At 68.5% G+C, this 24,840-nt stretch carries 20 protein-coding genes, 1 tRNA gene and 2 pseudogenes; 6 read left to right on the plus strand and 17 right to left on the minus strand.

Annotated features, from left to right (window positions below; genetic code table 11):
- The first annotated feature begins 2 nt into the window (after positions 1 to 2).
- Positions 3 to 851: a DNA ligase gene (locus tag AC1RAD_RS09355; protein ID WP_062479832.1), complete on the plus strand. Its 849-nt coding sequence runs from the start codon at positions 3 to 5 to the stop codon at positions 849 to 851.
- 45 nt (positions 852 to 896) lie between these two features.
- On the opposite strand, the gene AC1RAD_RS09360 is transcribed toward AC1RAD_RS09355, so the two are convergent.
- A complete protein-coding gene (locus tag AC1RAD_RS09360) occupies positions 897 to 3,194 on the minus strand; it encodes an arginine/lysine/ornithine decarboxylase (protein ID WP_062479834.1) in 2,298 nt (765 codons plus the stop codon).
- 216 nt (positions 3,195 to 3,410) lie between these two features.
- Here AC1RAD_RS09360 and AC1RAD_RS09365 point away from each other — a divergent pair, with 216 nt between their 5' ends.
- The 3 genes from AC1RAD_RS09365 (at position 3,411) to AC1RAD_RS09375 (ending at position 4,952) form a co-directional block, all read left to right on the plus strand.
- Positions 3,411 to 3,836 carry an NfeD family protein gene (locus AC1RAD_RS09365; RefSeq protein ID WP_159271733.1) on the plus strand — a complete coding sequence of 142 codons (426 nt, stop codon included), beginning with the start codon at positions 3,411 to 3,413 and terminating at the stop codon, positions 3,834 to 3,836.
- 59 nt (positions 3,837 to 3,895) lie between these two features.
- Positions 3,896 to 4,825, plus strand: a complete 930-nt coding sequence (locus AC1RAD_RS09370) for an SPFH domain-containing protein (RefSeq protein ID WP_093239542.1) — start codon at positions 3,896 to 3,898, stop codon at positions 4,823 to 4,825.
- Positions 4,826 to 4,861: 36 nt separating this feature from the next.
- A tRNA-Ser gene (locus AC1RAD_RS09375) sits at positions 4,862 to 4,952 on the plus strand.
- 115 nt (positions 4,953 to 5,067) lie between these two features.
- Here AC1RAD_RS09375 and AC1RAD_RS09380 read toward each other — a convergent pair.
- From AC1RAD_RS09380 to AC1RAD_RS09440, 13 genes are all read right to left on the minus strand, one after another.
- Positions 5,068 to 5,811 carry a GntR family transcriptional regulator gene (locus AC1RAD_RS09380; protein WP_159271732.1) on the minus strand — a complete coding sequence of 248 codons (744 nt, stop codon included), beginning with the start codon at positions 5,809 to 5,811 and terminating at the stop codon, positions 5,068 to 5,070.
- Positions 5,812 to 5,869: 58 nt separating this feature from the next.
- Positions 5,870 to 6,631 carry an aspartate/glutamate racemase family protein gene (locus AC1RAD_RS09385; RefSeq protein WP_492734620.1) on the minus strand — a complete coding sequence of 254 codons (762 nt, stop codon included), beginning with the start codon at positions 6,629 to 6,631 and terminating at the stop codon, positions 5,870 to 5,872.
- Between the two features lie 16 nt (positions 6,632 to 6,647).
- Entirely contained in the window at positions 6,648 to 8,075 is a 1,428-nt protein-coding gene (gene hydA, locus AC1RAD_RS09390; RefSeq protein ID WP_307588420.1) for a dihydropyrimidinase, read from the minus strand.
- Positions 8,076 to 8,121: 46 nt separating this feature from the next.
- Positions 8,122 to 8,850 (minus strand): maleate cis-trans isomerase family protein, encoded by a 729-nt coding sequence (locus tag AC1RAD_RS09395; protein ID WP_489056676.1) that lies wholly within the window; start codon positions 8,848 to 8,850, stop codon positions 8,122 to 8,124.
- 25 nt (positions 8,851 to 8,875) lie between these two features.
- The gene (locus AC1RAD_RS09400) at positions 8,876 to 10,201 is read right to left on the minus strand and encodes an MFS transporter (protein WP_492734621.1); all 1,326 of its coding nucleotides are present in this window, start codon (positions 10,199 to 10,201) and stop codon (positions 8,876 to 8,878) included.
- Positions 10,202 to 10,419: 218 nt separating this feature from the next.
- Positions 10,420 to 11,646, minus strand: coding sequence for a pyridoxal-phosphate-dependent aminotransferase family protein (locus AC1RAD_RS09405; protein WP_492726931.1), 1,227 nt, complete (start codon positions 11,644 to 11,646; stop codon positions 10,420 to 10,422).
- Between the two features lie 37 nt (positions 11,647 to 11,683).
- On the minus strand, positions 11,684 to 12,454 hold the full coding sequence (locus AC1RAD_RS09410; protein WP_492734622.1) for a fumarylacetoacetate hydrolase family protein: 771 nt from the start codon (positions 12,452 to 12,454) through the stop codon (positions 11,684 to 11,686).
- A gap of 32 nt (positions 12,455 to 12,486) precedes the next feature.
- Positions 12,487 to 13,281 carry a 2-keto-4-pentenoate hydratase gene (locus AC1RAD_RS09415; RefSeq protein WP_492734623.1) on the minus strand — a complete coding sequence of 265 codons (795 nt, stop codon included), beginning with the start codon at positions 13,279 to 13,281 and terminating at the stop codon, positions 12,487 to 12,489.
- Entirely contained in the window at positions 13,257 to 14,633 is a 1,377-nt protein-coding gene (locus tag AC1RAD_RS09420) for an amidase (RefSeq protein WP_492734624.1), read from the minus strand. The genes AC1RAD_RS09415 and AC1RAD_RS09420 overlap by 25 nt, the downstream gene beginning before the upstream one ends.
- A gap of 6 nt (positions 14,634 to 14,639) precedes the next feature.
- A complete protein-coding gene (locus tag AC1RAD_RS09425) occupies positions 14,640 to 15,680 on the minus strand; it encodes a TRAP transporter substrate-binding protein (RefSeq protein ID WP_492734625.1) in 1,041 nt (346 codons plus the stop codon).
- Between the two features lie 55 nt (positions 15,681 to 15,735).
- Positions 15,736 to 17,043: a TRAP transporter large permease gene (locus AC1RAD_RS09430; RefSeq protein ID WP_062482466.1), complete on the minus strand. Its 1,308-nt coding sequence runs from the start codon at positions 17,041 to 17,043 to the stop codon at positions 15,736 to 15,738.
- A complete protein-coding gene (locus AC1RAD_RS09435) occupies positions 17,040 to 17,696 on the minus strand; it encodes a TRAP transporter small permease subunit (RefSeq protein ID WP_307635772.1) in 657 nt (218 codons plus the stop codon). Before AC1RAD_RS09435 ends, AC1RAD_RS09430 begins: the two co-directional genes overlap by 4 nt.
- Positions 17,697 to 17,844: 148 nt before the next feature.
- Complete coding sequence (locus tag AC1RAD_RS09440; RefSeq protein WP_159271724.1) at positions 17,845 to 18,672, minus strand: IclR family transcriptional regulator; 828 nt, start codon at positions 18,670 to 18,672, stop codon at positions 17,845 to 17,847.
- Positions 18,673 to 18,924: 252 nt separating this feature from the next.
- On the opposite strand from AC1RAD_RS09440, the gene AC1RAD_RS09445 reads away from it, so the two are divergent.
- Positions 18,925 to 21,954, plus strand: a complete 3,030-nt coding sequence (locus AC1RAD_RS09445) for an ATP-binding protein (protein WP_492734626.1) — start codon at positions 18,925 to 18,927, stop codon at positions 21,952 to 21,954.
- 311 nt (positions 21,955 to 22,265) lie between these two features.
- Positions 22,266 to 22,973, plus strand: coding sequence for a response regulator (locus AC1RAD_RS09450; RefSeq protein ID WP_492734627.1), 708 nt, complete (start codon positions 22,266 to 22,268; stop codon positions 22,971 to 22,973).
- A gap of 13 nt (positions 22,974 to 22,986) precedes the next feature.
- Here the strand turns inward: AC1RAD_RS09450 and AC1RAD_RS09455 are convergent.
- The 3 genes and pseudogenes from AC1RAD_RS09455 to AC1RAD_RS09465 form a co-directional block, all read right to left on the minus strand.
- Positions 22,987 to 23,316: pseudogene (locus AC1RAD_RS09455) on the minus strand (response regulator transcription factor); the annotation flags it as partial.
- 460 nt (positions 23,317 to 23,776) lie between these two features.
- A pseudogene (locus AC1RAD_RS09460) lies at positions 23,777 to 23,965 on the minus strand (fimbria/pilus outer membrane usher protein); the annotation flags it as partial.
- Positions 23,966 to 24,164: 199 nt separating this feature from the next.
- On the minus strand, positions 24,165 to 24,692 hold the full coding sequence (locus AC1RAD_RS09465) for a fimbrial protein (RefSeq protein WP_492734628.1): 528 nt from the start codon (positions 24,690 to 24,692) through the stop codon (positions 24,165 to 24,167).
- Positions 24,693 to 24,840: the final 148 nt, after the last annotated feature.

Here is a 24,840-nt window from a genome sequence, read left to right on the forward strand (position 1 = left end):
CCGTGTTGAACCGACGCTCCCTCCTCCTGCTTGCGGGACTGGGCGCAGCCCTCTCGGGCCGCGCCGCGTTCGCACGCGCCGCCGCACCCGCCCTGATGCTGGCCGAGGTGTACCGCCCCGGCATGTCGCTCGCGGGCTACTGGGTCAGCGAGAAGTTCGACGGCGTGCGCGGCTACTGGGACGGCCAGAAGCTCTGGACCCGTGGCGGCGAGCCCGTCATGGCACCGGCGTGGTTCACCGCCTCGCTGCCCAAGCAGCCGCTCGACGGCGAACTGTGGGCGGGACGTGGCCGCTTCAACCACACGATGTCGACCGTGCGCAGCCAGACGCCCAGCGACACCGCCTGGCACGAGATTCGTTTCATGGTGTTCGACCTGCCCGCCCAGGGCGGCGACTTCAACACCCGCCTCGCGGCGCTGCGCAAGCTGCTGCCGATCACCGACGCGCCCTGGGTGGTGGCCGTGCCGCAGCAGCCGGCGACCACGCACGAGGACCTGCAGGCGCTGCTCGACAAGACCGTGAAGATGGGCGGCGAAGGCCTGATGCTGCATCGGGGCGCGTCGATGTACCGCGGCGAGCGCAACAACGACCTGCTCAAGGTCAAGCCCTTCGAAGACGCCGAGGCCCGCGTGGTCGCGCACCTGCCCGGCAAGGGCAAGCACCACGGCCGGCTCGGCGCGTTGATGGTCGAGATGCCCGACGGCCAGCGCTTCCGGCTCGGCACCGGCCTGACCGACGCCGAGCGCGACCAGCCGCCGCCGATCGGCAGCCTGGTGACCTACCGCTACAACGGCACGCACCCGAGCGGGTTGCCCAAATTTGCCCGCTTCATGCGCGTGCGCGAAGGCTAGCCCCGCCTTCGCAGACCGTGCCCCTCACCGGGGCACGTCCCTTTCTCAACTTGCCTGACGCACGCAGTCCGCGTAGTACCGCTTCTTGCCCGTCTCGTCGATGCGCGCCACGAGGCCGTGGATGTCGGTCTCGAAGCCCGGGCACTGCAGGTTGAACTCGCGCGAGAACTTGAGGTAGTCGACGATCTTCTTGTTGAACACTTCGCCCGGGATGAGCAGCGGAATGCCCGGCGGGTACGGCGTGATCAGACTGGTGGTGATGCGGCCTTCGAGCTCGTCGATCTCCACGCGCTCGGTCTTGCGGTGCGCGATGTGGGCGAAGGCGTCGCTGGGCTTCATGGCCGGCGTCAGGTCGCTCAGGTACATCTCGGTCGTGAGGCGCGCCACGTCGTAGCGCGCGTACAGCTGGTGGATGTGCTGGCACAGGTCGCGCAGGCCCAGGCGCTCGTAGCCCGGGTGCTGCTGGCAGAACTCGGGCAGGATGCGCCACATCGGCTGGTTGCGCGCGTAATCGTCCTTGAACTGCTGCAGCGCCGTGAGCAGCGTGTTCCAGCGGCCCTTGGTGATGCCGATGGTGAACATGATGAAGAAGCTATAGAGGCCCGTCTTCTCCACGATCACGCCGTGCTCGGCCAGGAACTTGGTCACCACGCTGGCGGGGATGCCGGTCTCGGCAAAGTTGCCTTCCAGGTCCAGGCCCGGCGTGACGATGGTCGACTTGATCGGGTCGAGCATGTTGAAGCCGTCGGCCAGTTCGCCGAAGCCGTGCCAGTTGCGCGGCGACTTCTTGCTCTTGGGCTTGCCGTTCTTCTCGCCGTGCATGATCCAGTCTTCGGCGCGGCCGATGCCCTCGTCGACGAGCTTCTCGGGGCCCCAGACCTTGAACCACCACTCGTCCTTGCCGAACTCTTCCTCGACCTTGCGCATGGCGCGGCGGAAATCGAGCGCTTCCAGGATGCTCTCTTCCACCAGCGCGGTGCCGCCGGGCGGCTCCATCATGGCGGCGGCCACGTCGCAGCTCGCGATGATCGCGTACTGCGGGCTGGTCGACGAGTGCATCAGGTAGGCCTCGTTGAAGAGGTCGCGGTCGAGCGCGCGGTTCTGCGAGTCCTGCACCAGCACGTGGCTGGCCTGGCTGATGCCGGCCAGCAGCTTGTGCGTCGACTGCGTGGCGAACACCAGCGATTCCTTCGGGCGCACGCGGCGCTTGCCCATCGCGTGGTAGGCGCCGTAGAACGGGTGGAAGGCGGCGTGCGGCAGCCAGGCCTCGTCGAAGTGCAGCGTGTCGACGTAGCCGTCGAGCATGTTCTTGATGGTCTCGGTGTTGTAGATCACGCCGTCGTAGGTCGACTGGGTGAGCGTCATCACGCGCGGCTTGACCTTGTTCGGATCGACGTCGGCCAGCAGCGGGTTGGCCTTGATCTTGGCCTTGATGGCGCTCTGCTCGAACTCGCTTTTCGGAATCGGGCCGATGATGCCGAAGTGGTTGCGCGTGGGCTTCATGAACACCGGAATCGCGCCGGTCATGATGATCGCGTGCAGGATCGACTTGTGGCAGTTGCGGTCGACCACCACCACGTCGTCGGGCGCCACCGTGTGGTGCCACACCATCTTGTTGCTGGTGCTGGTTCCGTTGGTCACGAAGAAGCAGTGGTCGGCATTGAAGATGCGCGCCGCATTGCGCTCGCTGGCCGCCACCGGGCCGGTGTGGTCGAGCAGCTGGCCCAGTTCTTCCACCGCGTTGCAGACGTCGGCACGCAGCATGTTCTCGCCGAAGAACTGGTGGAACATCTGGCCCACCGGGCTCTTCAGGAACGCCACGCCACCCGAGTGGCCCGGGCAGTGCCACGAGTACGAGCCATCTTCGGCGTAGTCGATCAGCGCCTTGAAGAACGGCGGCTGCACGCCTTCCAGGTAGCTCTTGGCCTCGCGGATGATGTGGCGCGCCACGAATTCGGGGGTGTCCTCGAACATGTGGATGAAGCCGTGCAGCTCGCGCAGGATGTCGTTCGGGATGTGGCGCGAGGTCTTGGTCTCGCCGTAGATGTAGATCGGCACGTCGGCGTTCTTGCGACGCACCTCGCCGATGAAGCTGCGCAGGCTCAGCACGGCCGGGTCGAGGTCGGGGCCGACCGAGAACTCTTCGTCGTCGATCGACAGGATGAAGGCGCTGGCGCGGCTTTGCTGCTGCGCGAACTGGCTCAGGTCGCCGTAGCTCGTGACGCCCAGCACCTCGAAGCCCTCGCTTTCGAAGGCCTGCGCGAGCGCGCGGATGCCGAGGCCCGAAGTGTTTTCGGAGCGGAAGTCCTCGTCGATGATGACGATGGGAAAGCGGAATTTCATGAGCGGGGCTCCGGACAGGCAGTCAGACAGGCAATGAGCGAGGCGCGAAGTGTACGGAATTCGGATGACGGATTGCGTCGGGCGCCTGCAAGCCCCGTGGGGTGCGCCGGCCGGGACGGCCCCGGCGGGCGCCATATCCCTACGCGACACAGGCGCATGGCGCGCCATGCCGCAGAATGGCGAAGGTCCAAGTAACAAAAGAAGAGAGGAGTTGCCATGGGAAATCCCACCTTCTGGTGGTTGATCGCAGGCGCGGCCATCGTGGCCGAGTTGTTGTCCGGCACGGTGTACCTGCTGCTGCTGGCCGCCGGCTTCGCCGCCGCAGCCATCGCCGCGCACCTGGGCTTCAACCTCGTCACGCAGCTGCTGGTGGCCGCCGTGGTCGGCGTGGGCGCGGTCGTGACCTGGTACCTGATCCGCCGCAACCGCCCTGCCGAGCCCTCCAGCGAGGCCAACCGCGATCTCAACCTGGACATCGGCGAGAGCGTGTACGTCGATGCCTGGAACCTCGACGGCACCGCCACCGTGCGCTACCGCGGCTCGCAATGGACCGTCGTGCTGCGCGCGGGCCATGCGCCCTCCACTGGCGAACATCGCGTGGTCGAGGTGGTCGGCAGCCGCCTCGTGGTCGACAAGATCTAGCAGAGATCTAACAGTTCAATCGGTCAGTCAGAAAAACGCATTCGAAAAGGAAGCACACCATGGAATTTTCAGTTCCTCTCATCATCCTGGTCATCGCGATCATCTTCATCAGCCAGTCGGTCAAGTTCGTGCCGCAGCAGAACGCATGGGTGCGTGAGCGCCTGGGCAAGTACCACGGCACCATGACGCCCGGCCCGAACTTCCTGATCCCGTTCATCGACCGCGTGGCCTACAAGCACAGCCTGAAGGAAATCCCGCTCGACGTGCCCAGCCAGATCTGCATCACGCGCGACAACACGCAGCTGCAGGTCGACGGCATCCTGTACTTCCAGGTGACCGACCCGATGCGCGCCAGCTACGGCTCGTCGAACTACATCGTGGCCGTGACCCAGCTCGCACAGACCTCGCTGCGCAGCGTGATCGGCAAGCTCGAGCTCGACAAGACCTTCGAAGAGCGCGACGTCATCAACGCCCAGGTCGTGGCCGCCATCGACGAGGCCGCACTCAACTGGGGCGTGAAGGTGCTGCGCTACGAAATCAAGGACCTGACGCCGCCCAAGGAAATCCTCTTGGCCATGCAGGCGCAGATCACCGCCGAACGCGGCAAGCGCGCGCTCATCGCCGCCTCGGAAGGCCGTCGCCAGGAACAGATCAACATCGCCACCGGCGAACGCGAAGCCTTCATTGCCCGCTCCGAGGGCGAGAAGCAGGCGCAGATCAACAACGCGCAAGGTGAAGCCGCTGCCATCACGGCCGTGGCCACCGCCACGGCAGACGCCATCGAACGCGTGGCCGCGGCCATCCGCCAGCCGGGCGGCGAACAGGCCGTGCAGCTGAAGGTGGCCGAGCGCGCCGTCGATGCCTACGGCAAGGTGGCCGCCGACTCGAAGACCACGCTCATCGTGCCGAGCAACATGACCGAGACGGCCGCGCTGATCTCGTCGGCCATGCGCATGATCCAAACCGGTAAAAGCTCTGGCCCGACCTGAAAACGGCTGAAAACCCGCGCTACAATCGTGGGCTCAGGAGCGGTGGATGAGCGGTTTAAGTCGCACGCCTGGAAAGCGTGTGAGGGTTAATAGCCCTCCGCGGGTTCGAATCCCGCCTGCTCCGCCAAAACGATGCCCCAGTAGCTGCCAAGCTGCTGGGGCTTTTTGTTTGTTGGGCACCCGCAATGGGTTTGCCTGTGCCTTGCGGACATCGGGCATGCCGTTGCGCGACCTCCTCCGCTTCAGCTGAACACGCTTTCGAGATCGACCTCTTCCGCGCTGTCGTCCAGCTTCAGGCTCTGCTCGATGTGGTCGAGGTGATGCAGCATCAGCTTCTCGGCGCGTGCGGCGTCGCCGCGGTTCACGGCAGCGACGATCTCCTCGTGCTCGTCGGCGCGGCAGCTGGTGGCCGTGGGGGCGTCGTACAGCGAGATGATCAGGCAGGTCAGCACCGACAGCTCGCGCATCGAGCGCGCCAGCGCCGAGTTGCCGGCCAGCTCGGCCAGCAGCACATGGAACTCACCCGACAGCCGCACGATGGCGCGCTTGTCGTCGCGGCGCCGTGCGTCGGCCTCGAGCTCGATGTGACGCTGCAGGCGCTCCCGCTTGGCGTCGTCGAGCGTGCGGATGAGGCGGCGCAGCACGCCGGGCTCGATGAGGCGGCGCGCCTCGAACACGTCCTGGGCCTGCTCGATGGTGGGCTTGGCGACGAAGGCGCCGCGCTGCGGCACGAGTTCGACGATCTGCTCGTGCGCCAGCCGGGCCAGCACCTCGCGCACCTTGGCGCGGCTGGTCGCGAAGATCGTGGCCAGCCGGTCTTCGCCCAGCTTCGTGCCCGGCGCGAGACGGTGTTCCAGGATGGCGGCCGAGATCTTCTCGGCGATCTCGTCGACGCTGTGTTCGCGGGCAGGGGTGGCACCGGTCGTGCCGGTGGCGCCAGTCGCGCCGTTCGCGCTGGTCTTGCGGGCTGGGGCTTTGGTGGGCATCGGCGCCGATTCTATCGACGCCCCCTCGAGGCTGCAGAGCGTCACGGGGCCCGCGACCTCAGCCTGGCGTGCGGGCGCCGTCGCGTGCCAGCAGCCGTGCCAAAGCCTCGGGCAGCCCGTGGTTCGGCTTGATCGGCGGCGGCGCAAAACTGCCCAGGCGCGCCGGTGCAGGTGCCAGCGACACGAGCGTCTGCGCATGGCACACGGCGCTCGACACGCCGTCGACCACGGGCACCGGAATGCGGTCCTTGATGGAACGCGCCAGGCCCGCCAGCGGCGCGCCGGCAATGATGATCACGTCCGCGCCGTCGTCCTCGATGGCCGACATGCACAGGGCCTCCAGGCGCTGGCCGTGGTCGTCCTGCACGTGGCCGATGTCCTTGAGCGGACCGTCCAGGCTGCGGATGCTCGCCAGCCGGTCGATGAGGCCATTGGCCTGCACGCACTCTCGGTACCACGCCGTGATGCGGCGCGAGATCGCGACGATCGAGAAGCGCTTGCCCAGCAGGCATGCGCTCATCAAGGCGGCTTCGGTCATGCCGACCACGGGGATGTCGAGCGCCTCGCGCAGGCCGTCGATGCCGGGGTCGCCGAAGGCCGCGACCACGATGGCATCGTGCCGCGTGTGGTGCTCGGCCGCGAGCGTGGCGGCGGCGTAGGCGCCGATCAGCGATTCGAAGCGCGTCTCGATGTAGGCCACGCCGAAAGGCGCCGTGAGCACCTCGATGTGCGTGTCGCTCGCGGCCGCGCGCCGGGCCTCGGCCGCGATCAGGTCGGAGACGCTTTGCGAGGTGTTGGGGTTGATGAGCAGCAGGTTCATGGCGATGGCTCCAGGTTCAGGCAGGTCGGCGGCTGGGCAGCAAGGTGGGCTCGCCCCGGCGCAGGAATTCTCCGCGTCCGGCGCGCGGATGGAAGCGTTCGCCGTCCCACACGACCTCGCCGCGCGCCAGCGTCAGCGCCGGCCAGGCCTTCACCTCGATGCCCTCGTAGGGCGTGTAGTCGACATCGTGGTGCAGGTCGGCATTGCGGATGGCACGCGGCGTGGTGCCCCAGACCACGAGGTCGGCATCGGCGCCCACGGCGATCGTGCCCTTGCGCGGGTGCAGCCCGTAGGCCTTGGCGGGGTTGGTGGACGTCAGCTCGACGAACTTGTTGATGGTGATGCGCCCGTCGAGCACGCCGTGCGAGAACAGGAGCGGCAGCCGCGTCTCGATGCCCGGAATGCCGTTCGGGATGTGCCGGAACGCCACCTCTTCGCCGCCGGGCTTCTTGCCCTCGGGGGCGTCGTAGCGGAACGGCGCATGGTCCGACGAGAAGATCGTGAACAGCCCGTCGGATAGGCCGTTCCAGATCACCTGCTGGTTCTCGCGGTTGCGCGGCGGCGGGCTGCAGACGCAACGCGCGCCCTGGTAGCTGTCGTCGATGCCCAGGTCTTCGGCGGTCAGGAACAGGTACTGCGGACACGTCTCCGCGAACACGCTCAGGCCGTGCGCGCGCGCCCAGCGGATCTGCTCGACGGCTTCGCGCCCCGACACGTGCACGATCATGATCGGCACGTCGACCAGCTCCGACAGCGCGATGGCGCGGTGCGTCGCCTCGCGCTCGACCAGCATCGGCCGCGAATGGGCATGAAAGCGCGGCGCGGTGCGCCCGCTGGCTTCGAGCCGCTTGGTCAGCCACTCGATGCAGTCGGCGTTCTCGGCGTGGATCATGGCCATCGCGCCCTGCTCTCTCGCCACCGACAGCACGTCGAGGATCTGGCCGTCGTCCAGCTTCAGATCGTCGTAGGTCATGTAGATCTTGAACGAGGTGTAGCCCTCGGCGATGAGCTGCGGCAGCTCGTGCTTGAGCACCTCCTCGGTCGGGTCGCTCACGATCAGGTGGAAGGCGTGGTCGACGTGGGCGCGGCCCTCGGCGCGCTGGTGGTAGTCCTGCACGGCGGCGCGCAGCGACTGGCCCTTCTGCTGCGCGGCGAACGGGATCACGGTGGTGGTGCCGCCGCAGGCGGCGGCGCGGGTGCCCGAGCCGAAGTCGTCGGCCATGCGCACGGGCGGCTCCATCGGCTGGTCGAGGTGGCAGTGGGCGTCGACGCCGCCCGGCGTCACGTAGCGGCCGGCGGCGTCGATCTCCTGCCGGCCTGGCGGCAGGCCGAGGCCGAGCTGCACGATGCGGCCGCCGGCGATGCCGATGTCCGAATCGAAGGTGTCGCTGGCGGTGGCAACGCGGGCGTTGCGCACCACGAGATCGAGGTCGCGGAAGGTCATGGTCTTTCTTTGCTTTTCTGTCTGTTTCGTGGGCAGTGGCGAACGCTCAGGCTGTTGCGTCGAACAGCCGGCCCCAGCCCTTCACGGCGCCCGGCGCGACGCCGACCGTCTTCAGCGCGCGCCAGACCACGGTGGCCACCGAGTCGTAGATCGGGATGCCGAGCTCGCGCTCCATCTCCTCGACCAGCTGCGCACCGCTCAAGTTGGTGCACATGATGGTGATGGCGTCGGGGCGCTGCTGCGCCACTTCGCGCAGCATGCGGCGCAGCGTGTCGGGCTCGACCTCGCTGAACGAGAAGTTCACCGTGAGGTCCAGGTGGCGCTCGGCCACGCAGTCGATGCCGATGCCCGCGTAGTTGGCGACGATGCGCCGCTGCACGTCCTCGACGTACGGCGACACCAGCCCCAGCGTGCGCGCGCCCTGCGCGGCCAGCAGTTCGTTGAGCGCCAGCACCGAGGTGGTCGCCGGGATGCCGGTGGCTTCGGTGATGCGCGCGCACAGCGCCTGGTCTTTCTCGAAGCCGAGCCAGCTGGCCGAGGTGCCGCTCCAGCAGATGGTGTCGACGCGCGCGTCGGCCAGCAGCCGCGCGGCCTCGAGGATCTTGCTGTCGTCGAACTGGTTCAGCGACGCATCGCGCATCGAGATCTCGGTGACGGTGAAGCGCGAGAAATGCGCCGAGACGCCGGGCACGGCCGCGACCATCGCACTGGTCAGCGGTTCGAGCGCGGTGTTGGAGGAAGGCGTGAGCACGCCGATGAGTTTGCGAGGGGTCATGTGATGGACGTCGGGGTGGTTGGCCTCAGACCGGCAGCTTCTTGCTGTAGTCGATCAGCATCGTCGAGCAGACGAACAGGCCCGCACCGGCTGCGGTGAACAGCATCAGCGCCATGAAGTACGAGCCCGTGGCCTGCACGATGAGGCCGACCACGATCGGCACGCCGATGCCCGCCACGTTGCCGCCCAGGTTCATCGTGCCGCCCAGGAAGCCGACCCGGGCACGCGTGCCGAGGATCGACGGCACGCACCAGAACAGGCCGCACCAGCGCAGGAAGAACAGCGTGACCGACAGCAGCACCACGACGGCGACCGGGTCCGTGATCCGCGTCACCATGAAGATGGCGATGGTCGCGATGATCGACGAGATGCCGAACAGCGTGCGCAGCACCTTGCTCTGCGACGCGCCGGCCGCCATCCATTTGTCGGCCAGCCAGCCGCCGAACATTTCGCCGACGAAGCCCGAGAAGAACATGATGAACACCGCGCCGCCCATCTGCTTGATGTCGAAGCCGTGCACCTTCGACAGGTAGTTGGGCATCCAGGTGAGCAGGCCGTAGAACAGCGCGTTGAAGCACATCCAGCCGAAGAACATGCCCCACACCGAGCGGTAGCGGAAGAAGTCGAGCACGCGGCCGCTGGCATTGGCCGATTCCTTGGCGGCATCGGCGGCATGGCTGGCCTCGATGTAGCGCGCCTCGGCTTCGTTCACGTCGGGATGCTGGCGCGGATGGTTGCGGATGTAGCGCCAGGCGAAGTAGCCGGCGATGACGGTGCCGACGCCGGCGATCACGAAGGCCAGGCGCCACGAGCCGAGCACGGCGATCAGCGCCGAGATCAGGATCGCGCCCAGCGCCGCGCCCAGGGGCGCGCCGCCGTCGAGCAAGGTGGCGCCGCGCCCGCGTTCGGTCTGCGTCATCCAGATGCCGTTGAGCTTGCCGCCCGCCGGGTAGATCGGCGCCTCGGCGGCGCCCAGGCCCAGCCGCGTCAGCAGCAGGGGCACCCAGCCGGAGCAGGCCGCGGCGATGGCCTGGAAGAAGCCCCAGCCCACGGTGGCGCCGGCGATGACGACGCGCGGGCCGAAGCGGTCGGCCAGCATGCCGCCCGGGATCTGCATCAGCGCATAGGTCCAGAAGAAAGAGCTGAGCAGCAGGCCCTGCACGGCCGGGCCGATGTCGAATTCCTTGGCGATCAGCGGCATGGCCACCGAGAGCGAGGCCCGGTCGATGTAGTTGATCGAGATCAGGAACAACATCATCAGGAAGATCTTCCAGCGCACCTTGGTGGGCTGGAGGGCGGCGTCGGGCGCTGCGGCGGTCGCCTTGGCGCCGTCCGTCATGGTGTTTTGCATCGGTTTGTCTCCTTGCAGTGGCACGGATGCCAGCTTGCAAGGAAACGACCCGGCACGCTGGCGAACTTTGCAGTCGCGGGTCGGGCTGGTCCGGTCCAGTGCACCACCGAGGCTGTGGAGCGGAATTTAGGCTTTGTCGAAATTAACGTCAACATCAATGTTTACAATCTTGTTGACGATAATGGCAAACACCTAGACCGCAGCCCCTTCCCGAGGGATCACGCGGCGTCGACGGCCGGTGTTTGCGCAAAGTACGCCATGGCCGCCAGCACCCCGCTGCCGGCCACCGGCACGCCCGCCAGCTTGAAACCCATCTCGATGCCGGTCAATGCGGCCATCAGCGTCAGGTCGTTGCAGTCGCCCAGGTGCCCGATGCGGAACATGCGGCCCCGCAGCTTGCCCAGGCCCGCGCCCAGCGAGAGGTCGAAGCGCTGGTGGATGAGGCGGCGCAGCGCGTCGGCATCGACGCCCTGCGGCGTGATGACGCCGGTCAGCACGGGCGAGTGCACGCGCTCGTCGGCGCACTGCGTCGGCAGGCCCCAGGCCTGCACGGCGGCGCGCACGCCCCGGCCCCAGCGCTGGTGGCGCGCGAAGATCACGGGCAGGCCCTGTTCGAGCACCATGTCCAGCGCCTCGCTGAGGCCGTACAGCAGGTTCGTGCTCGGCGTGTAGGGCCAGTAGCCGCCCTGGTTCATCTCGATGATCTCGTCCCAGGCCCAGAAGGCCTTGGGCAGGCGCGCCGTCTTCGCCACCTCGAGCGCCTTGGGCGACACGGCGTTGAAGCTGATGCCCGGCGGCAGCATGAGGCCCTTCTGCGAGCCGCTGACGGTGACGTCCACGCCCCACTCGTCGTGCCGGTAATCGGCGCTCGCCAGGCCCGAGATGGTGTCGACCATCAGCAGCGCCGGATGGCCCGCCGCATCGATCGCGCGGCGCACCGCGGCGATGTCGGAGGTGACGCCGGTCGAGGTCTCGTTGTGCACCACGCACACGGCCTTGATGTGGTGCGTGGTGTCCTGGCGCAGGCGCTGCTCGATCAGGTCGGCCTGCACACCGTGGCGCCAGCTGCGCGGCAGGCCGGTCTCGTCGGTGCCTTCGAGCGCGAGGAACTCGGGCTCCAGACCGAGGCGGCGCGCCATCTTCTGCCACAGCGTCGCGAAGTGGCCGGTCTCGAACATCAGCACGTGGTCGCCCGGGCTCATCACGTTGACCAGCGCCGCCTCCCAGGCGCCGGTGCCCGACGCGGGATAGACGACGACCGGGTGCCGGGTCTGGAACACCTGCTGCAGCCCGCCGATGACCTTCTTGCCCAGCGTGGCGAACTCGGGCCCGCGGTGGTCGATGGTCGGCAAGCTGATGGCCCGCAGGATGCGGTCGGGCACGGGGCTGGGGCCCGGAATCTGCAGGAAGTGGCGGCCGCTGGGGTGGTTGTCGAGCGCGATCATGGGGGTTGTCTCCGTTTTGGATGGGTTGTGGAAATTGCTAGAGCTGCACCGACGCGTGGCCGATGCCGGGGAATTCGGCGGTGACGAGGTCGCCCTCGCCCGCTTCGAGAATGCCGACCCAGGTGCCGGTCGTGACCACGGTGCCGGCCGCGACGGTCTGGCCGTGGCGCGTGGCATGGCGCAGCCACGCGGGCAGCAGCCAGGCGGGGTCGCCGAGCGAATGCGTGCCGCGGCGCACCACGCTCACGCGCGCGCCGATGCGCACCTCGCACGCTTGCGCGGCCCAGTCGCGGGCCACGAACGGCACCCACTCGCCGAGCACCAGCGCGCCGTGCGATTGCAGGTCGGCCAGCTTGCACAGCGCGGGCGCGTCGAGGGCCTCCTGCCAGCGGGAATCGACGATCTCGATCGAGACCGTCATGGCGTCGACCAGGGCGCGTGCGCTGTCGACATCCAGCGTCGATGCCAGGGCCGCATCGACGTCGCGCCCGAGTCGCAGTGCGATCTCGGCCTCGATGCCGCGGAGGTGGAACGGCCAGTCGCCGGCCCTGGCCGGGCTGGTCCACACGCCGCGCGGCGGCAGCGGCGCATGCGTCAGCACGGCATCGCGCGACGGGCCGCCGGCCTTCCAGTACCGGGGCGACGCCGCACCGAACCAGCCGAGCGCCTGCGCCACCTGCTGCTGCACGGCGTAGGCCTCGTCGGCCTGCGCGAGCCCTCCGGCCACGTCGGCCGCCGGGCTCGCGACGTGCGCGCCGCGCGCACGCACCAGCGCCTGCGCGACCGCGTCGATCGTTGAATGGGACATATCGGGTTCCTCCAGTGATCCCAGGAAAGAAATCAGAAGCGCGCGTGCAACGGCGCGAGCCCCTTCACTTCCGCCCGCACGGCCGTGCCCTGCGAGGCGAACAACATGCCGGTGCATGAACCGGTCGTCACGACCTGGCCGGCCCGCAGGCCTTGGCCCCGGGCTGCGCCTTCGTTGGCCAGCCACACGAGCAGCGCGCCGACGTCGGGGTGCGTGTGCTCCCCGACCGTGTGGGCGACGACCTGCGCGTCGAAATGCATCACGACCTCGGTCTGTGCGAGGTCGAGCCACGCACGCTCGAAAGGCGTGGGCTCGCCGAGCACGAGGCCGCCGTGGCACAGCAGGTCGGCCAGCAGCGCCGAGGGACTGGCGTCGAGCCAGTCGATGAGCCGGGTCTCCGCCACCTCGATCACGGGCAGCACCGCGTCGATGGCACCGGCGACCTCGTCGCGCGTATAGGGCAACGCGCGCGGCGGCAGGTCGGTGCCGAGGCGGAACGCGAGCTCGGCCTCGACGCCGCGCAGATGCCATGCACCGCCGACCAGCGACGCGCCGCCGGGCACCAGCCCCGCGGCCGGCAGCGGCGCGCACACGGGCTCGCGGCCCGGCGCGCTCGCGCCGACCTTCCAGCCGCCGACGGCGCCAAGCGCCGCCAGCGTCGCGTCCTGGATGGCGTAGGCGGCGTGCCGATCGTGCGACGGCAGCAGCGAGGACATCACGCGCCGCCCGTCGCGCCGCGCGCGGCACAGCGCCTGCGCGGCCTCGGCCGGCGCGAGCTGCGCCGCCACGGCCTTGGCAAGCGTCACAACGCGGGGAAGCGCCGCCACGGATGGGCCTGTTCGAACGAGCGCGCGAGCGCGAGCAAGGCGTCGTCCGCCCCTTCGCGCGCCACGAGCTGCACGCCGACCGGCAGCGGCCCCGCAAAGCCGCACGGCAGCGCGATGGCGGGCAGGCCCACGGCGTTCGCGAAGCCGGCGAACACCGCATGGCCGCGCGGGCCGACCTCGCGCCCGTCGATGCGCGTGGGATGCGTCTCGCCGGCGGGCCAGGGCAACGCAGCGGCGGCGGGCGTGAGCAGGAAGTCGTAGCGGTCGAACAGCTGCGCCAGCGTGTTGCGCAGCCGCTCGGCCTCGTACAGCAGCTCGAACAGCTCGCTCGCGCTGGCCTTGCGGCCGTTCTCGGCGTTCGCCTGCATCGCGGGGCCGAACAGCGACGCGTCGAAAGGCCGGCTCGACAGCTCCTGCGGATGCGCCACCAGCCAGGCCAGCCCGACCTGCGCCAGCAGCGACCAGCGCTGGTTGACCGCCTCGGCGATACCGAAGTCCTGCACCGTCGTGACCTCGTGGCCGAGTGCGGTCATGTGGCGCGCAGCCGCTTCAGTGAGCGCCGCGATCTGCGGATCGACCGGGTGATCGCCGAAGCGCGGAATGAAGAGGATGCGCGCGCGTCGCGGGCCCGCGCCCTCCTCCACCGGCCGGTCGCCGATCACCTGCATCACCGCCGCCACGTCGGCCACGCTGCGCGCGATCGGGCCCGCGACCTCGAAGCCCAGGAAGATCGGCGGCAGCCCGTCGCCGCGCGGCACGCGAGCGCGCGAGGGTTTGAAGCCGACGAGGTTGGTGTGCGAGGCCGGCCGTCGGATGGAGCCGCCGCCGTCGGTGCCCAGCGCAATGGGGCAGCCGCCCGCGGCCACCAGCGCCACCGCGCCGCCCGACGAACCGCCGGGCGTGAGCGCCGGGTCCCACGGGTTGCCGGTCGGGCCGAACACCGGGTTGTCGGTGTAGCCCTGCATCGTGAACTCGGGCACGTTGGTCTTGCCGAAGATCACGGCGCCGGCCTCGCGCAACCTGGCCACCGGCAGCTCGTCGCGCTCGGCCACGCCACCGGCCAGCGCGCGGCTGCCCCAGTGCGTCGGCAGGCCGCGCACCTGCAGGTTGTCCTTGATGGTGACGGGCACGCCGTCGAGCGCGCCCAGCGCCCGGCCGCTGCGCCAGCGCGCGGTGCTTTGCTCCGCCGCGTGCGTGGCGCCTTCGCTGTCGAGCGTGATGAGCGCATTCAGCCGCGGGTTGACCTCGGCGCTGCGCTGCAGGCAGGCATGCAGCGCGTCGGTCGGGGTGAACGCCGCATCGCGAAAGCCTGCGGCGAGCTCGGTCGCGGTGAGTTGCCAGAGCGATGGCATACCGGGCTACTTGAGACCGACCACCGGGCCGACGACCTGCTTCCAGGTGGCCGAGCACTTGTCGTAGGACTTGTCGCAGAGTTCGCTCCAGATCGGCAGCGACACCGTGGTCAGCGCGTCGCGGATCATCTGCTGGTCGCCCGGCTTCACCGGCACGTCCTTCATCGCGAACTTCTTGACGGTCTTGCACGGCTCCTTGCCGACATTGCAGCGCGAGGCGTCGTCGAACAGTTCCTTCGAATAGCCCCACACCTCGGTCTCGAACTTGCGGAAGGCGTCGGTGAGCTTCACCTTCTGCTCGGCGCTCAGCGCGTTCCACTTCTGCAGGTTGATCGCATACGCGTTGAGCGCGATCTGGAAGCCGATCGGCATGAAGTGCGTGGTGACCTCGGGCCAGCCCGCCGAGTTGGCCGAGCTCGGGCCGGTGATGGCGCAGTCGGTCACGCCGCGCTCCAGCGCCTGCTGCGTCTCGCCGAAGGGGATGGTCACGGGGATGCCGCCGAGCTTCTCGATGAACTTGGCGAGCGACTGGTCGTACACGCGCACCTTCTTGCCTTTCAGGTCGGCCAGGCCGCCGATCGCGACCTTGCAGAACACCACCTGCGGGCCGAAGGGATAGATGCCCAGCAGCTTGCCGCCGTGGCGCTCCTGCAGCCGCTTGTCGAAGGCCTCGCGGTAGGCATCGACCACCTTGCGTGCCACCTCGTAGTCGGTCGACAGGCCCACGATGTCGGGGCCGAGGAAGAAAGGCTCGTCGCGCGACACCTGCGCCAGGCGCAGGGTGACGATGTCGAACAGGCCCGACTTCAGCACGCGCAGGCCGTCGGCATCTTTCACGCCCAGCACGTCCATCGGCTTGTAGTCGGCATCGATGGGCAGGCCCGTGTTCTTCGCGAAGTTCTCGAAGAAGGGTTGCTCCTTGGTCTGCTGGATCAGCCCGGTGGCCACCAGGTTGCCGGCCACGCGCAGGCGGGCGTTGTCCGCCTGCGCCGGCAGTGCCAGCGCCAGGGTGGCCGCGATCAGCGGGAGAACGAATTTCAGTTGCATGCCTGACTCCTTGAAAGGTTGAAAGGTGGTTCGAGAGCGGGAGAAAAAGGGGCCGTCACTTGCCGAACAGCAGGTTCGGCAGGTAGGTCGCGATCCAGGGGTTGTGGATCAGGATCGCGGTCATCACGACCATGGCGACGAAGAAGGGCAAGGTGCCCTGGAACACGTCGTTGATCGAGCCTTCGCCGCGCACGCCCTGGATCACGTAGAGCGTCATGCCGATCGGCGGGCTGATCAGCGAGATCTCGCACATCAGCACCATGAAGACGCCGAAGAACACCGGGTCGATGCCCGCGGCCTGCACGATGGGGAACACCACCGGCAGCGTGCCCACGAGCATCGGCATCGTCTCCAGCGCGATGCCCAGCACCAGATACAGCGCCGCCAGCATCCACAGCAGCATGATGGGCGACACGTCGGCCGACTTGATGAGGCTGGCCAGCGCCTGCGGCACGCCCAGCATCGAGAGCACGAAGTTCAGGTACAGCGCCGCCACGAGGATCAACGCCGTCATCGCGGTGAGCCGCATGGTCGAGCGGAAGCACTCGTGCAGCATCGAAACGTTCAGCTTGCGGTAGCCCGCCGCGATGGGCAGGCAGACGATCACGCCCAGCGCCGCGCTTTCGGTGACGGTGGCCCAGCCCGTGTAGATGCCGCCCATCACCACCGCGAACACGGCCAGCGGGCCCAGCAGGTGCACCGAGTGGCGCAGCTTCTCCGCCAGCGCGGTGCGGCCCTCGCGGATGCCCGCCACCGACGGGCGCCACACGCAGATCGCCAGGATCGTGAGCAGGAACAGCACCGTCATGATCGCGCCGGGCAGGATGCCGGCCATGTACAGCCGCGCCGCCGAGGTGTTGGTCATCGAGCCGTAGATGATGAAAGCCACCCCGGGCGGAATCAGGTTGCCCAGGCTGGCGCCGGCGGCGATGGTGCCCAGCACCATGCGCTGGTCGTAGTTGCGGTTCTTGAAGGCGGGCAGCGCGACGGTCGAGATGGTGGCCGCGGTCGCCACCGACGAGCCCGACACCGCGGAGAACAGCGCCGATGCACCGATGTTGGTGTGCAGCAGCCCGCCCGGCATGCGGTTGAGCCACTGGCCCAGCGACTGGTACATCTTGTCGGTGGCGCCGCCGCGCATCAGGATCTCGCCCAGCAGGATGTACAGCGGGATCGACAGCAGCAGATAGTCTTCGCCGGCCGCCCAGAGCTGCTCGCCGACGGCGTTGATGGCGGGCATGCCGAAGTGGATCAGCGACCCGAGCAGGCCGACGACCAGCATCGTGGTCGCGACATGGAAGCCCAGGAACATCAGACCCAGCATGATGGCCAGGCCGGCCAGGATTTCGAGCGGCCCGATCACGAGGCGACTCCGGTGGCGTTGGCCACGGTGGCGGCAGCATGTTCGGCCGGCGGCTGCGCCGGACTCTTGATCTGGACCTCGGTCTCGGCCTCGATCTCTTCCTCGAGCGTCTGCGGCCCGAAGCGCTCGTTGAGCTCGCCCGTGCGGCGTCGCACGAACAGGCGCAGCGCATCGAAGGCCGCCCAGGCCGCGACCAGCGCGAACATCAGGTAGCCGCCGAGCCAGATCGATTGCGGAATCCACATCGGCGTGGCGAGCGGCGTGGCGGCCGTGCTTTGCAGCTCGATGCTCTCGACCACGACGTTGTAGCCGCGCCAGAGGCACAGCACCGCCAGCGCGGCGAGGCTCACCATCGCGAGCATGTTGAGCAGCGCGCGCGTGCCGACCGAGAAGCGCGACAGCAGGAAGTCGACCCGCGTGTGGCTGCGCGTGATCAGCGTGTAGGCGAAGCCGAAGGCGCCGACGATGCCGTAGGTGTAGGAGCCGATCTCGTCGATGCCCTGCAGGCTGAACGAGAACACCTTGCGGCCGAGCATTTCGACGCAGGTCATGACGGACAGCGCGATCAGCCACCAGCCGCAGGCGATCACGGTCCAGTCGCAAACCCGCGTCAGCGTTCGGCTGATGCCGTGCTGTGGAAGCAATGTTTTCATGGTTTTGTGCAAGGAGGTGCGGTTGAAGGGCAAGCCATTGGAGCGCGCGCCGCACGCGCGCAGCGGACTATCCCGCTGCGCGGGACGGTCGGAAAAACGGCTTAGGAATCAAGCACTTGGCGCGCTGCGCCAGTGGAATGCGCGCGCCTCAGCGGGCGCGTCCGCCGTAGGCGGCGGTGATCTCGTCGGCGGCGGCGCGCACGGTGGCGCCCAGGTGCGGGAAGTCGGTGCTCTTGATGCGCTGCGTCGGGCCGACCAGCGAGATCGCCCCGAAGGGCTGGCCATGCTCGTCGCGGATGGCCGCGGCAATGCAGCGCAGGCCGACCGCGTTCTGCTCGTCGTCGATTGCATGGCCCGCGCGGCGCACTTCGCCCAGCGTTTCGTGCAGCCGCGAGGCGCGCGCGATCGTGTTGTTCGTGAGCTTGGGCAGGCCGTAGGTGCGCAGGTACTGCAGCACGTCGTCTTCCGACATCGCCGCCAGGATCGCCTGCCCCATCGCGGTGCCATGCAGCGGCGCACGGAAGCCCGGCTTGCCGATGGCGCGCATGAGTTCGCGGCTCTCGACCTGCGTGACGAACACGATGTCGCCCAGGTCGGCAATGCCCAGGTTGATGCTCTCGCCCGTGCTGTCGCGCAGCCGGCGCATCACCGGCAGCGCCAGGTGCGCGATGCGCCGGCGGCGCCCGAAGGCCGCGCCCACCGAGAAGCAGCGCACGCCCACGTACCAGAGGTTGGTCTCGCGATCGAACTGCACGAAGCGCCGCTGCTCGAGCGTGGTGAGCAGCCGGTGCGCGGTGGACGACGACAGGCCCGTGTGCGCCGCGATGTCGACCAGCCGGAAGCCCTCGTCGTCTTCGGCCAGAAGTTCGAGCAGCTGCATGGCGCGCGTGAGCGACTGCACGGTGCTGTCGTTGTCGCGGTCGATGCGGGTGACCTTGGGGGCCTTGGCGGAGGTGCGCGGCGAGCTGGCTGTCATGGCGTGCCTTGTGCAAATTGCGTGCCATCCGGCCTGCCCGTCCGGCACGCGATCTGGCCGCCGATGGTCTGCGACAAACGATCTGTCAACCACGGTGTTTGCACCAATGTCGACATTTCTTGATACAGCGATCACCCGATGCGCCCCGCAGGCGTGCATCGCGCCCGTCCCCGCGGTGCGCCCGCACGCACGGCAGTGCCCTACCATCGCGGGCATCTTCTTCCCGCCCGCTCCGATCACCCGGATGCCATGATGCCCAGCGATCTCCCGCGTTTCTTCGGCTTCGGCGCTTCGCGCGCCACCCCACGCGGTGTGATCAGCCTGCTGAACCGCTACCAGCGCGCGCTGCTGTACGTGGGCGGCGCCGTCACCTCGCTCGTGCTGCTGGCCGCCACCGGCGTGATGCTCTCTTCGCAGGTGCGCGACTACGTGGCCGAGCGGCAGGCCGAATTCAATGCGCGCAAGGCCCTGCTCCACCTCGAACTCTTCGTGCGCCAGGGCTCGGCGCGGATCAACATCTTTCACGAGGAAGGCGCCTGGGAGCGGCGCGCACGCGCGCCGCAGTCGCTGGTCGACGCCTTCGCCGCGCACGAGGGCCGGCTGGTGCTGCCCAGCAACAAGGACTTCCCGCCGATGCTGCTGCTGGGCGACCTCTCGGCGCAGCGCCCGGCCGACAGCTTCGCGCAGTACCTCGGGCTGGCCGAAGAGGTCGGCTACCGCTCGGCGGCCTACACGAAGACGCTGACGCTGCACTCCAGCTACTTCTACGCGCCCGACCTGCGCTTCCTGGCCGTGGTGCCGGCCCCCGCCGCGGCCGACCTGTTCGAGCGCCACGGCGCACGCACCACCGAAGACCTGCTCCAGCGCATCGCGCCGCCCGAACTCGGCGACCTGAACGACCCCGCCGTCGTCGCCCGCCTGCGCGACAGCGGCACGGCCGTGTGGCTGCCGCCGGCCGTGAGCCCCTTCACCGGCGAGACGGTGCTGCGGCTGGCGCAGCCCGGCTTCCACGACGGCAAGCCCTTCGTCGTGCTGGTGAACGACTACCCGCTGGACATCATCACCGCGCACCTGTCGAACGAGCGCCACGACGAGGCCTCGATGTTCGTGGACCCGTCGGGCCGGGTGATCGCCGAGACGCACGGCCCCAGCGGCACCGAGGGCCTGCAGGCGCGCGCGCTGCAGCTCTCGCAGCCGTCGCTGGCCGCGAACGGCGCGACGCTGCAGTACCGCGACGGCCTCTTCACGCTGCGCGCCCCGATCGCTGACGCCGACTGGACCTACCTCTACGCCTTTTCGTGGCGCACCATCGCGTCCGAGCTGGGCCTGCGGCTGGCGCTCTATGCGGGCGCCATGCTGCTGCTCATCGCCTTCGTCTGGGCCGCGCTGCTCCTGCTCGACCGCAAGGTGTTCCGGCCCGGCTATGCGCGCTCCCAGCGCATCGTGGAAAGCGAGAACCTCAACCGCACCATGGTCGCGACCACGCCCTCGGGCCTGGCGCTGCTGCGCTATCCCTCGGGCGAGGTGCTGCTGCAGAACCAGGTGATGCAGGCTTGCACCGACAACGCGCGGCCCGAAGACCCGCCCCTGCCGCAGCGCCTGCTGCGCCTGTACGACGACGCCCCCGGCGCTCCCGAATGGCTGCCCGACCTGGAACTGCCCGTGACGCTGGCCGGCGGCGAAGTCACCGAACTGCTCGTGAGCGTGGTGCGCACCAAGTACCAGGGCAGCGACGTGCTGCTGTGCAACTTCTCCGACATCACGACGCGCAAGAACGCCGAGCGTGCACTGGAAAGCGCGCGCGAGGCCGCGCACCAGGCCAACCATGCGAAGTCGGCCTTCCTGGCCATGATGAGCCACGAGATCCGCACGCCGCTGAACGCGATCATGGGCAACCTCGAGCTGCTGCAGCGCTCGCCGCTGTCGGCCGCGCAGAACGAGCGGCTCGGCGCCGTGACGTCGTCGTCGACCGCGCTGCTGGGCATCATCAACGACATCCTCGACTTCTCGAAGATCGAGTCGGACCAGATGCGCCTGGAGTCGATCCGCTTCGACCTCGCGGACACGGCGCGGCAGGTGATCGCGGTCTTCACGCCGCTGGCGCAGGCCAAGCGCCTGGCGCTCGACTGCGTGATCGACGACGCCCTCGCCCCGCACCACCTCGGCGACCCGACGCGCATCCGCCAGTTGCTCATGAACCTGCTGAGCAACGCCATCAAGTTCACCGACACCGGCGACGTGCTGCTCGAGGTCTACCTGAAGGACGACGCCGACCCCGCCTCGCCGGTGGTGATCGGCGTGAGCGACACCGGCATCGGCATGACGGCGGCGCAGCAGAAGGCGCTGTTCGAGCCCTTCACGCAGGCCGACAGCAGCATCGCGCGCCGCTTCGGCGGCACGGGCCTGGGGCTGGCGCTGTGCCGCCGGCTGGCCGGGCTCATGGGCGGCGACATCCAGGTGGTGAGTTCGCCGGGCAAGGGCAGCACCTTCCTGGTCACGCTGCCGCTGCCGGCCGCGCCCGCCCTGCCCCCACGCACGCCCGCACCGCCGGCGGCCGGCGCCGACACGGCCGCGCCGGCGGCGCACATCCTCGTGGTGGACGACCATCCGGCCAACCGCGAGCTGGTGAAGATGCAGCTCGAGGCGCTGGGCTACACCTCCGACCAGGCCTCGGGCGGCCTGCAGGCGCTCGACCTGTTCGCCCGGCGGCGGCACGACCTCATCATCACCGACATCAACATGCCGGGCATGGACGGCTACACGCTGGCACGCGCGCTGCGCGCGCAGGGCTCGCGCGTGCCCATCGTGGCGCTCACGGCCGACGTCGCGGTGCGCGAACGCGAGCGCTGCGAATCGGCGGGCATCGACACCGCGCTGATCAAGCCCATCCTGCTCGACACGCTCGAACGCACGGTGCGCCAGCTGACCCTGCGCGACCCTGATGCCGTGCCATCGGCCGGCGCCCGGCGGCAGGACATCGCCCAGGGCACCCTGCCCGCGTCCGTGCACCGGCCGCTCGTGCAGTCGCTGGTCGACACCGCGGCGGCCATCCGCGCGTCGCTGGACGCCGGCGACAGCGCCGCGCTCGGTGCCGGGCTGCATTCGCTGCGCGGCGCCTTCGCGCTGATCCACGAAGCCGGGCTCGCCGCCGACTGCGTCGCCATGGAAACGCAGCTGCGCGACGCCGACCTGCCCGCGCTGGCGCAGGCCTTCGAACGCTTCGAACCGGCGGCGCGCGCCGCGCTCGCACGCCGGGCGCCCGAGGGCGCGGCCGCGGCCTGAAGCCGCCCGGGTCCGAACCCGTTTTCGGACCCGATCTGATCCGGAAAAGGTGCGGGTCCTAGCCCCGGGCACCCCGCGTCTTACAAATTAGGACGGGTCCTATGCATTGGCGGCCCGCTATCGGATCAGGCCGCTTAACGCAGGACCGACGCCCTCCTAAAGTCCAGTCATCCCCTGCTGGCATCGCCCGAGGCACCCGCCACCGGCCCCTTTTTCAGACGTCCCCGACGCCGGGGGCCGGGCGTTCGACAGCAGCCCTTCCTGCACGCGGCGCGCGCAGGTTCGATCCCTCTGTGTTCCACAGGTCCGCCATGAAGCCATTCAATCTCCGCGTCCTGATCGCGGACGACCATCCCGCCGTTCGCATCGGCATCGAGAGCACGCTGCGCGAAAGCCAGGCGGTCACCGTCGTGGGCGCCGCGCGCGACTCCACCGAGATGATGGAGATGCTCAAGCTGCACGACTGCCAGATCCTGGTGTCCGACTACGCCATGCCCGGCGGCCTGCATGGCGACGGCATCGCGCTGTTCGCGCTGGTGCGCCAGCGCTACCCGCGGCTGAAGATCGTGGTGATGACCATGCTGGACAACCCCGGCATCATCCATTCGCTGCTGGACATCGGCGTGCCCTGCATCCTGAACAAGGCCGACTCGGTGAGCCACCTGCTGCCGGCCGTGCATGCGGCCTACGCGAGCGGACGCTACCTGTCGCCCAGCATGGCCGAGATCGCCGCGCGCACCGCGCCGCACCGCACCGACACCCAGCCGCACGCCATGCTCTCCAAGCGCGAGCTCGAGGTGGTGCGCATGTTCGTGTCGGGCCTCACGGTGACGGAGATCGCCGAGCGGCTGCATCGCAGCAAGAAGACCATCAGCACGCAGAAGGGCTCGGCCATGGCCAAGCTCGGCATCCTGCGCGACATGGACCTCGTGCGCTACGGCATGGAGACGGGGCTCATGAGCACCTCGGCGGCCCCGCCGCCGCCACCGCCGGGCCTGCCGGCGCTGCCCTGGCCCTGAGGCCACACACGGGTCAGCCTTGCGGCGCGCCCGTCACCGTGGCCGTCAGGCCGTTTTCGAGCGCATAGCGCAGCAGGTCGACATCGCGCTCGATGCCCAGCTTTTCCATCGCCTTGGTCTTTTGCGTGCTGATGGTCTTCTTGCTGCGGTGCAGCTGCTCGGCGATCTCGTTGATCGTGAGCCCCGACGCATACAACCGCACCACCTCCGACTCGCGCTGGCTCAGCACACCCGCGGCGTTGCGGCTGCGCACCTCCCAGTCGATGGAGCGCACCACGGCATCCATGGTCGGCGAGTAGTACGTGCCGCCGGTGCGGGCGGCGTGGATGGCGGGGATGAGGTGCGCTTCCCAGGAACGGCCCACCCTTCAAAGATCGTCCATCCCTGATCAATTGCACCTCCATCATGGAGGATGTTTCCACCGCCAGAACATTCACATTCCCCGTATCGACAGTGGACTGCGGCACCCCATTGATCAGAAGTTGCGCAGAAATTCCTGACACATTGGTTTCCGTCAGTGCAACGCCCGCAGGCTCGATACCACCACCATTTTTTGGATAGACAACCACTCTCCAGAACGAGCACTTGGGCTGACCGCACAGCTGCTGCGGCGTGATGTAGTGGCGCGCCACGATCGCGCCCTTCGGTGCGAGGCTTGGCAACGTGATGTTGCTGCTGAAAGCGACCACTGTCCCCCCTCGCAGCATGCTGTCGCTGGCTTGTGCCATGCTCACAGTCGCAACCATCGACAGCAGCACGACAACCCAGGCGCTGCGCAGGCAGCAATCCGGCCGGTTCCAGTAGCTGGTGGCCGACACGGTCGCCTGCAACTGGCCGCCGTTGTCGCCCAGCTGCTGGCTGAAGGTGGCCTGCGCGCGATTGCGCTGCCGGCTCACCGAGTCGATGGACAGGCCGCGCTCGGCCGCATCGCGCGCGCGCAGTGCGGTGTTGAGGTCCATGTAGCCCTCGGTCGAGTAGCGGTACGCGGCCAGCGCCCAGGGCGGCCAGGAGGCACAGCGTGCGGAACGTCTTCTTCATGGTGTCTCTTTCTTTTCTCGTGGGGTGGTGGGTGTGTCGGGTGGTGCGGAATGCCCGCTCCTGCCAAGCCGTCTCCAGTGGGGCCTGAAACGGCTTGAAAGGCCTGGGAATTCGGCCCGACTGCCCCGTGGGGCAGCCTGGTGGCGAAAGGACTTACTCGTAGGCGATCGTGTAGCTGACGCGCGACTTCACGGCGCCGGCGGTGGCTGCACCGGTCGAGTAGTACTCGACGTAGTACGTCAGGTCGACGTCGCCCGAGACCGGCACCGACACGAAGGTGGTGCCCTGCGCTTCGGCACCGGCGGCCACGGGGGCGAAGCTCTCGTTGAGCAGTTGCAGGTCGACGTTGGCGGCGCCGCTGGCATCCGCGACCAGGCGACCTGCGCCGTTGGTCGAAGGACCCGACTCGAAGTGCGCGCGGACCTTGCTGCCCGCCGTGCAGTTGGACAGCGAGATCGACACCGGCACGCGGCCGGCGGTCTTGCCCGTCACGTCCAGGGCCTTGGTCGACACCGGCGGCAGCGTGACCGTGAAGCTGGGCGCGCCGCTGTTGATGGTGCAGGAGCTGGCGATGACGCTGCCCGTGAATTCGATCTGGCCGTCGGCTGCGTGGGCGGCGGGAGCCAGGGTCAGCAGGCCGAGGGTTGCGGCGGCGGCGATGGAGATCAGGTTCTTGTTCATGGTGACTTTCAAAGTAGATGGTGAATTGAAGGAGCGCCACTCGAAGCTGCCATCGCGCAATTCATTTCAGACACTAGGTATTTCGAATGAGCGAATGAAGTTTATGAGTCGATCGTCCATTCAATAATCGGACGATTCCCAAAAGAAT

Source organism: Variovorax sp. GW823-FHT04B03 (genome assembly GCF_058796495.1).

What these genes read in the sequence shown, in the direction of transcription:
- AC1RAD_RS09360 (WP_062479834.1), bottom strand. Translation starts at nt 3,194, where the DNA reads ATGAAATTCCGCTTTCCCATCGTCATCATCGACGAGGACTTCCGCTCC.
- AC1RAD_RS09365 (WP_159271733.1), top strand. Translation starts at nt 3,411, where the DNA reads ATGGGAAATCCCACCTTCTGGTGGTTGATCGCAGGCGCGGCCATCGTG.
- AC1RAD_RS09370 (WP_093239542.1), top strand. Translation starts at nt 3,896, where the DNA reads ATGGAATTTTCAGTTCCTCTCATCATCCTGGTCATCGCGATCATCTTC.
- AC1RAD_RS09380 (WP_159271732.1), bottom strand. Translation starts at nt 5,811, where the DNA reads ATGCCCACCAAAGCCCCAGCCCGCAAGACCAGCGCGAACGGCGCGACT.
- AC1RAD_RS09385 (WP_492734620.1), bottom strand. Translation starts at nt 6,631, where the DNA reads ATGAACCTGCTGCTCATCAACCCCAACACCTCGCAAAGCGTCTCCGAC.
- hydA (WP_307588420.1), bottom strand. Translation starts at nt 8,075, where the DNA reads ATGACCTTCCGCGACCTCGATCTCGTGGTGCGCAACGCCCGCGTTGCC.
- AC1RAD_RS09395 (WP_489056676.1), bottom strand. Translation starts at nt 8,850, where the DNA reads ATGACCCCTCGCAAACTCATCGGCGTGCTCACGCCTTCCTCCAACACC.
- AC1RAD_RS09400 (WP_492734621.1), bottom strand. Translation starts at nt 10,201, where the DNA reads ATGCAAAACACCATGACGGACGGCGCCAAGGCGACCGCCGCAGCGCCC.
- AC1RAD_RS09405 (WP_492726931.1), bottom strand. Translation starts at nt 11,646, where the DNA reads ATGATCGCGCTCGACAACCACCCCAGCGGCCGCCACTTCCTGCAGATT.
- AC1RAD_RS09410 (WP_492734622.1), bottom strand. Translation starts at nt 12,454, where the DNA reads ATGTCCCATTCAACGATCGACGCGGTCGCGCAGGCGCTGGTGCGTGCG.
- AC1RAD_RS09420 (WP_492734624.1), bottom strand. Translation starts at nt 14,633, where the DNA reads ATGCCATCGCTCTGGCAACTCACCGCGACCGAGCTCGCCGCAGGCTTT.
- AC1RAD_RS09425 (WP_492734625.1), bottom strand. Translation starts at nt 15,680, where the DNA reads ATGCAACTGAAATTCGTTCTCCCGCTGATCGCGGCCACCCTGGCGCTG.
- AC1RAD_RS09435 (WP_307635772.1), bottom strand. Translation starts at nt 17,696, where the DNA reads ATGAAAACATTGCTTCCACAGCACGGCATCAGCCGAACGCTGACGCGG.
- AC1RAD_RS09440 (WP_159271724.1), bottom strand. Translation starts at nt 18,672, where the DNA reads ATGACAGCCAGCTCGCCGCGCACCTCCGCCAAGGCCCCCAAGGTCACC.
- AC1RAD_RS09445 (WP_492734626.1), top strand. Translation starts at nt 18,925, where the DNA reads ATGCCCAGCGATCTCCCGCGTTTCTTCGGCTTCGGCGCTTCGCGCGCC.
- AC1RAD_RS09450 (WP_492734627.1), top strand. Translation starts at nt 22,266, where the DNA reads ATGAAGCCATTCAATCTCCGCGTCCTGATCGCGGACGACCATCCCGCC.
- AC1RAD_RS09465 (WP_492734628.1), bottom strand. Translation starts at nt 24,692, where the DNA reads ATGAACAAGAACCTGATCTCCATCGCCGCCGCCGCAACCCTCGGCCTG.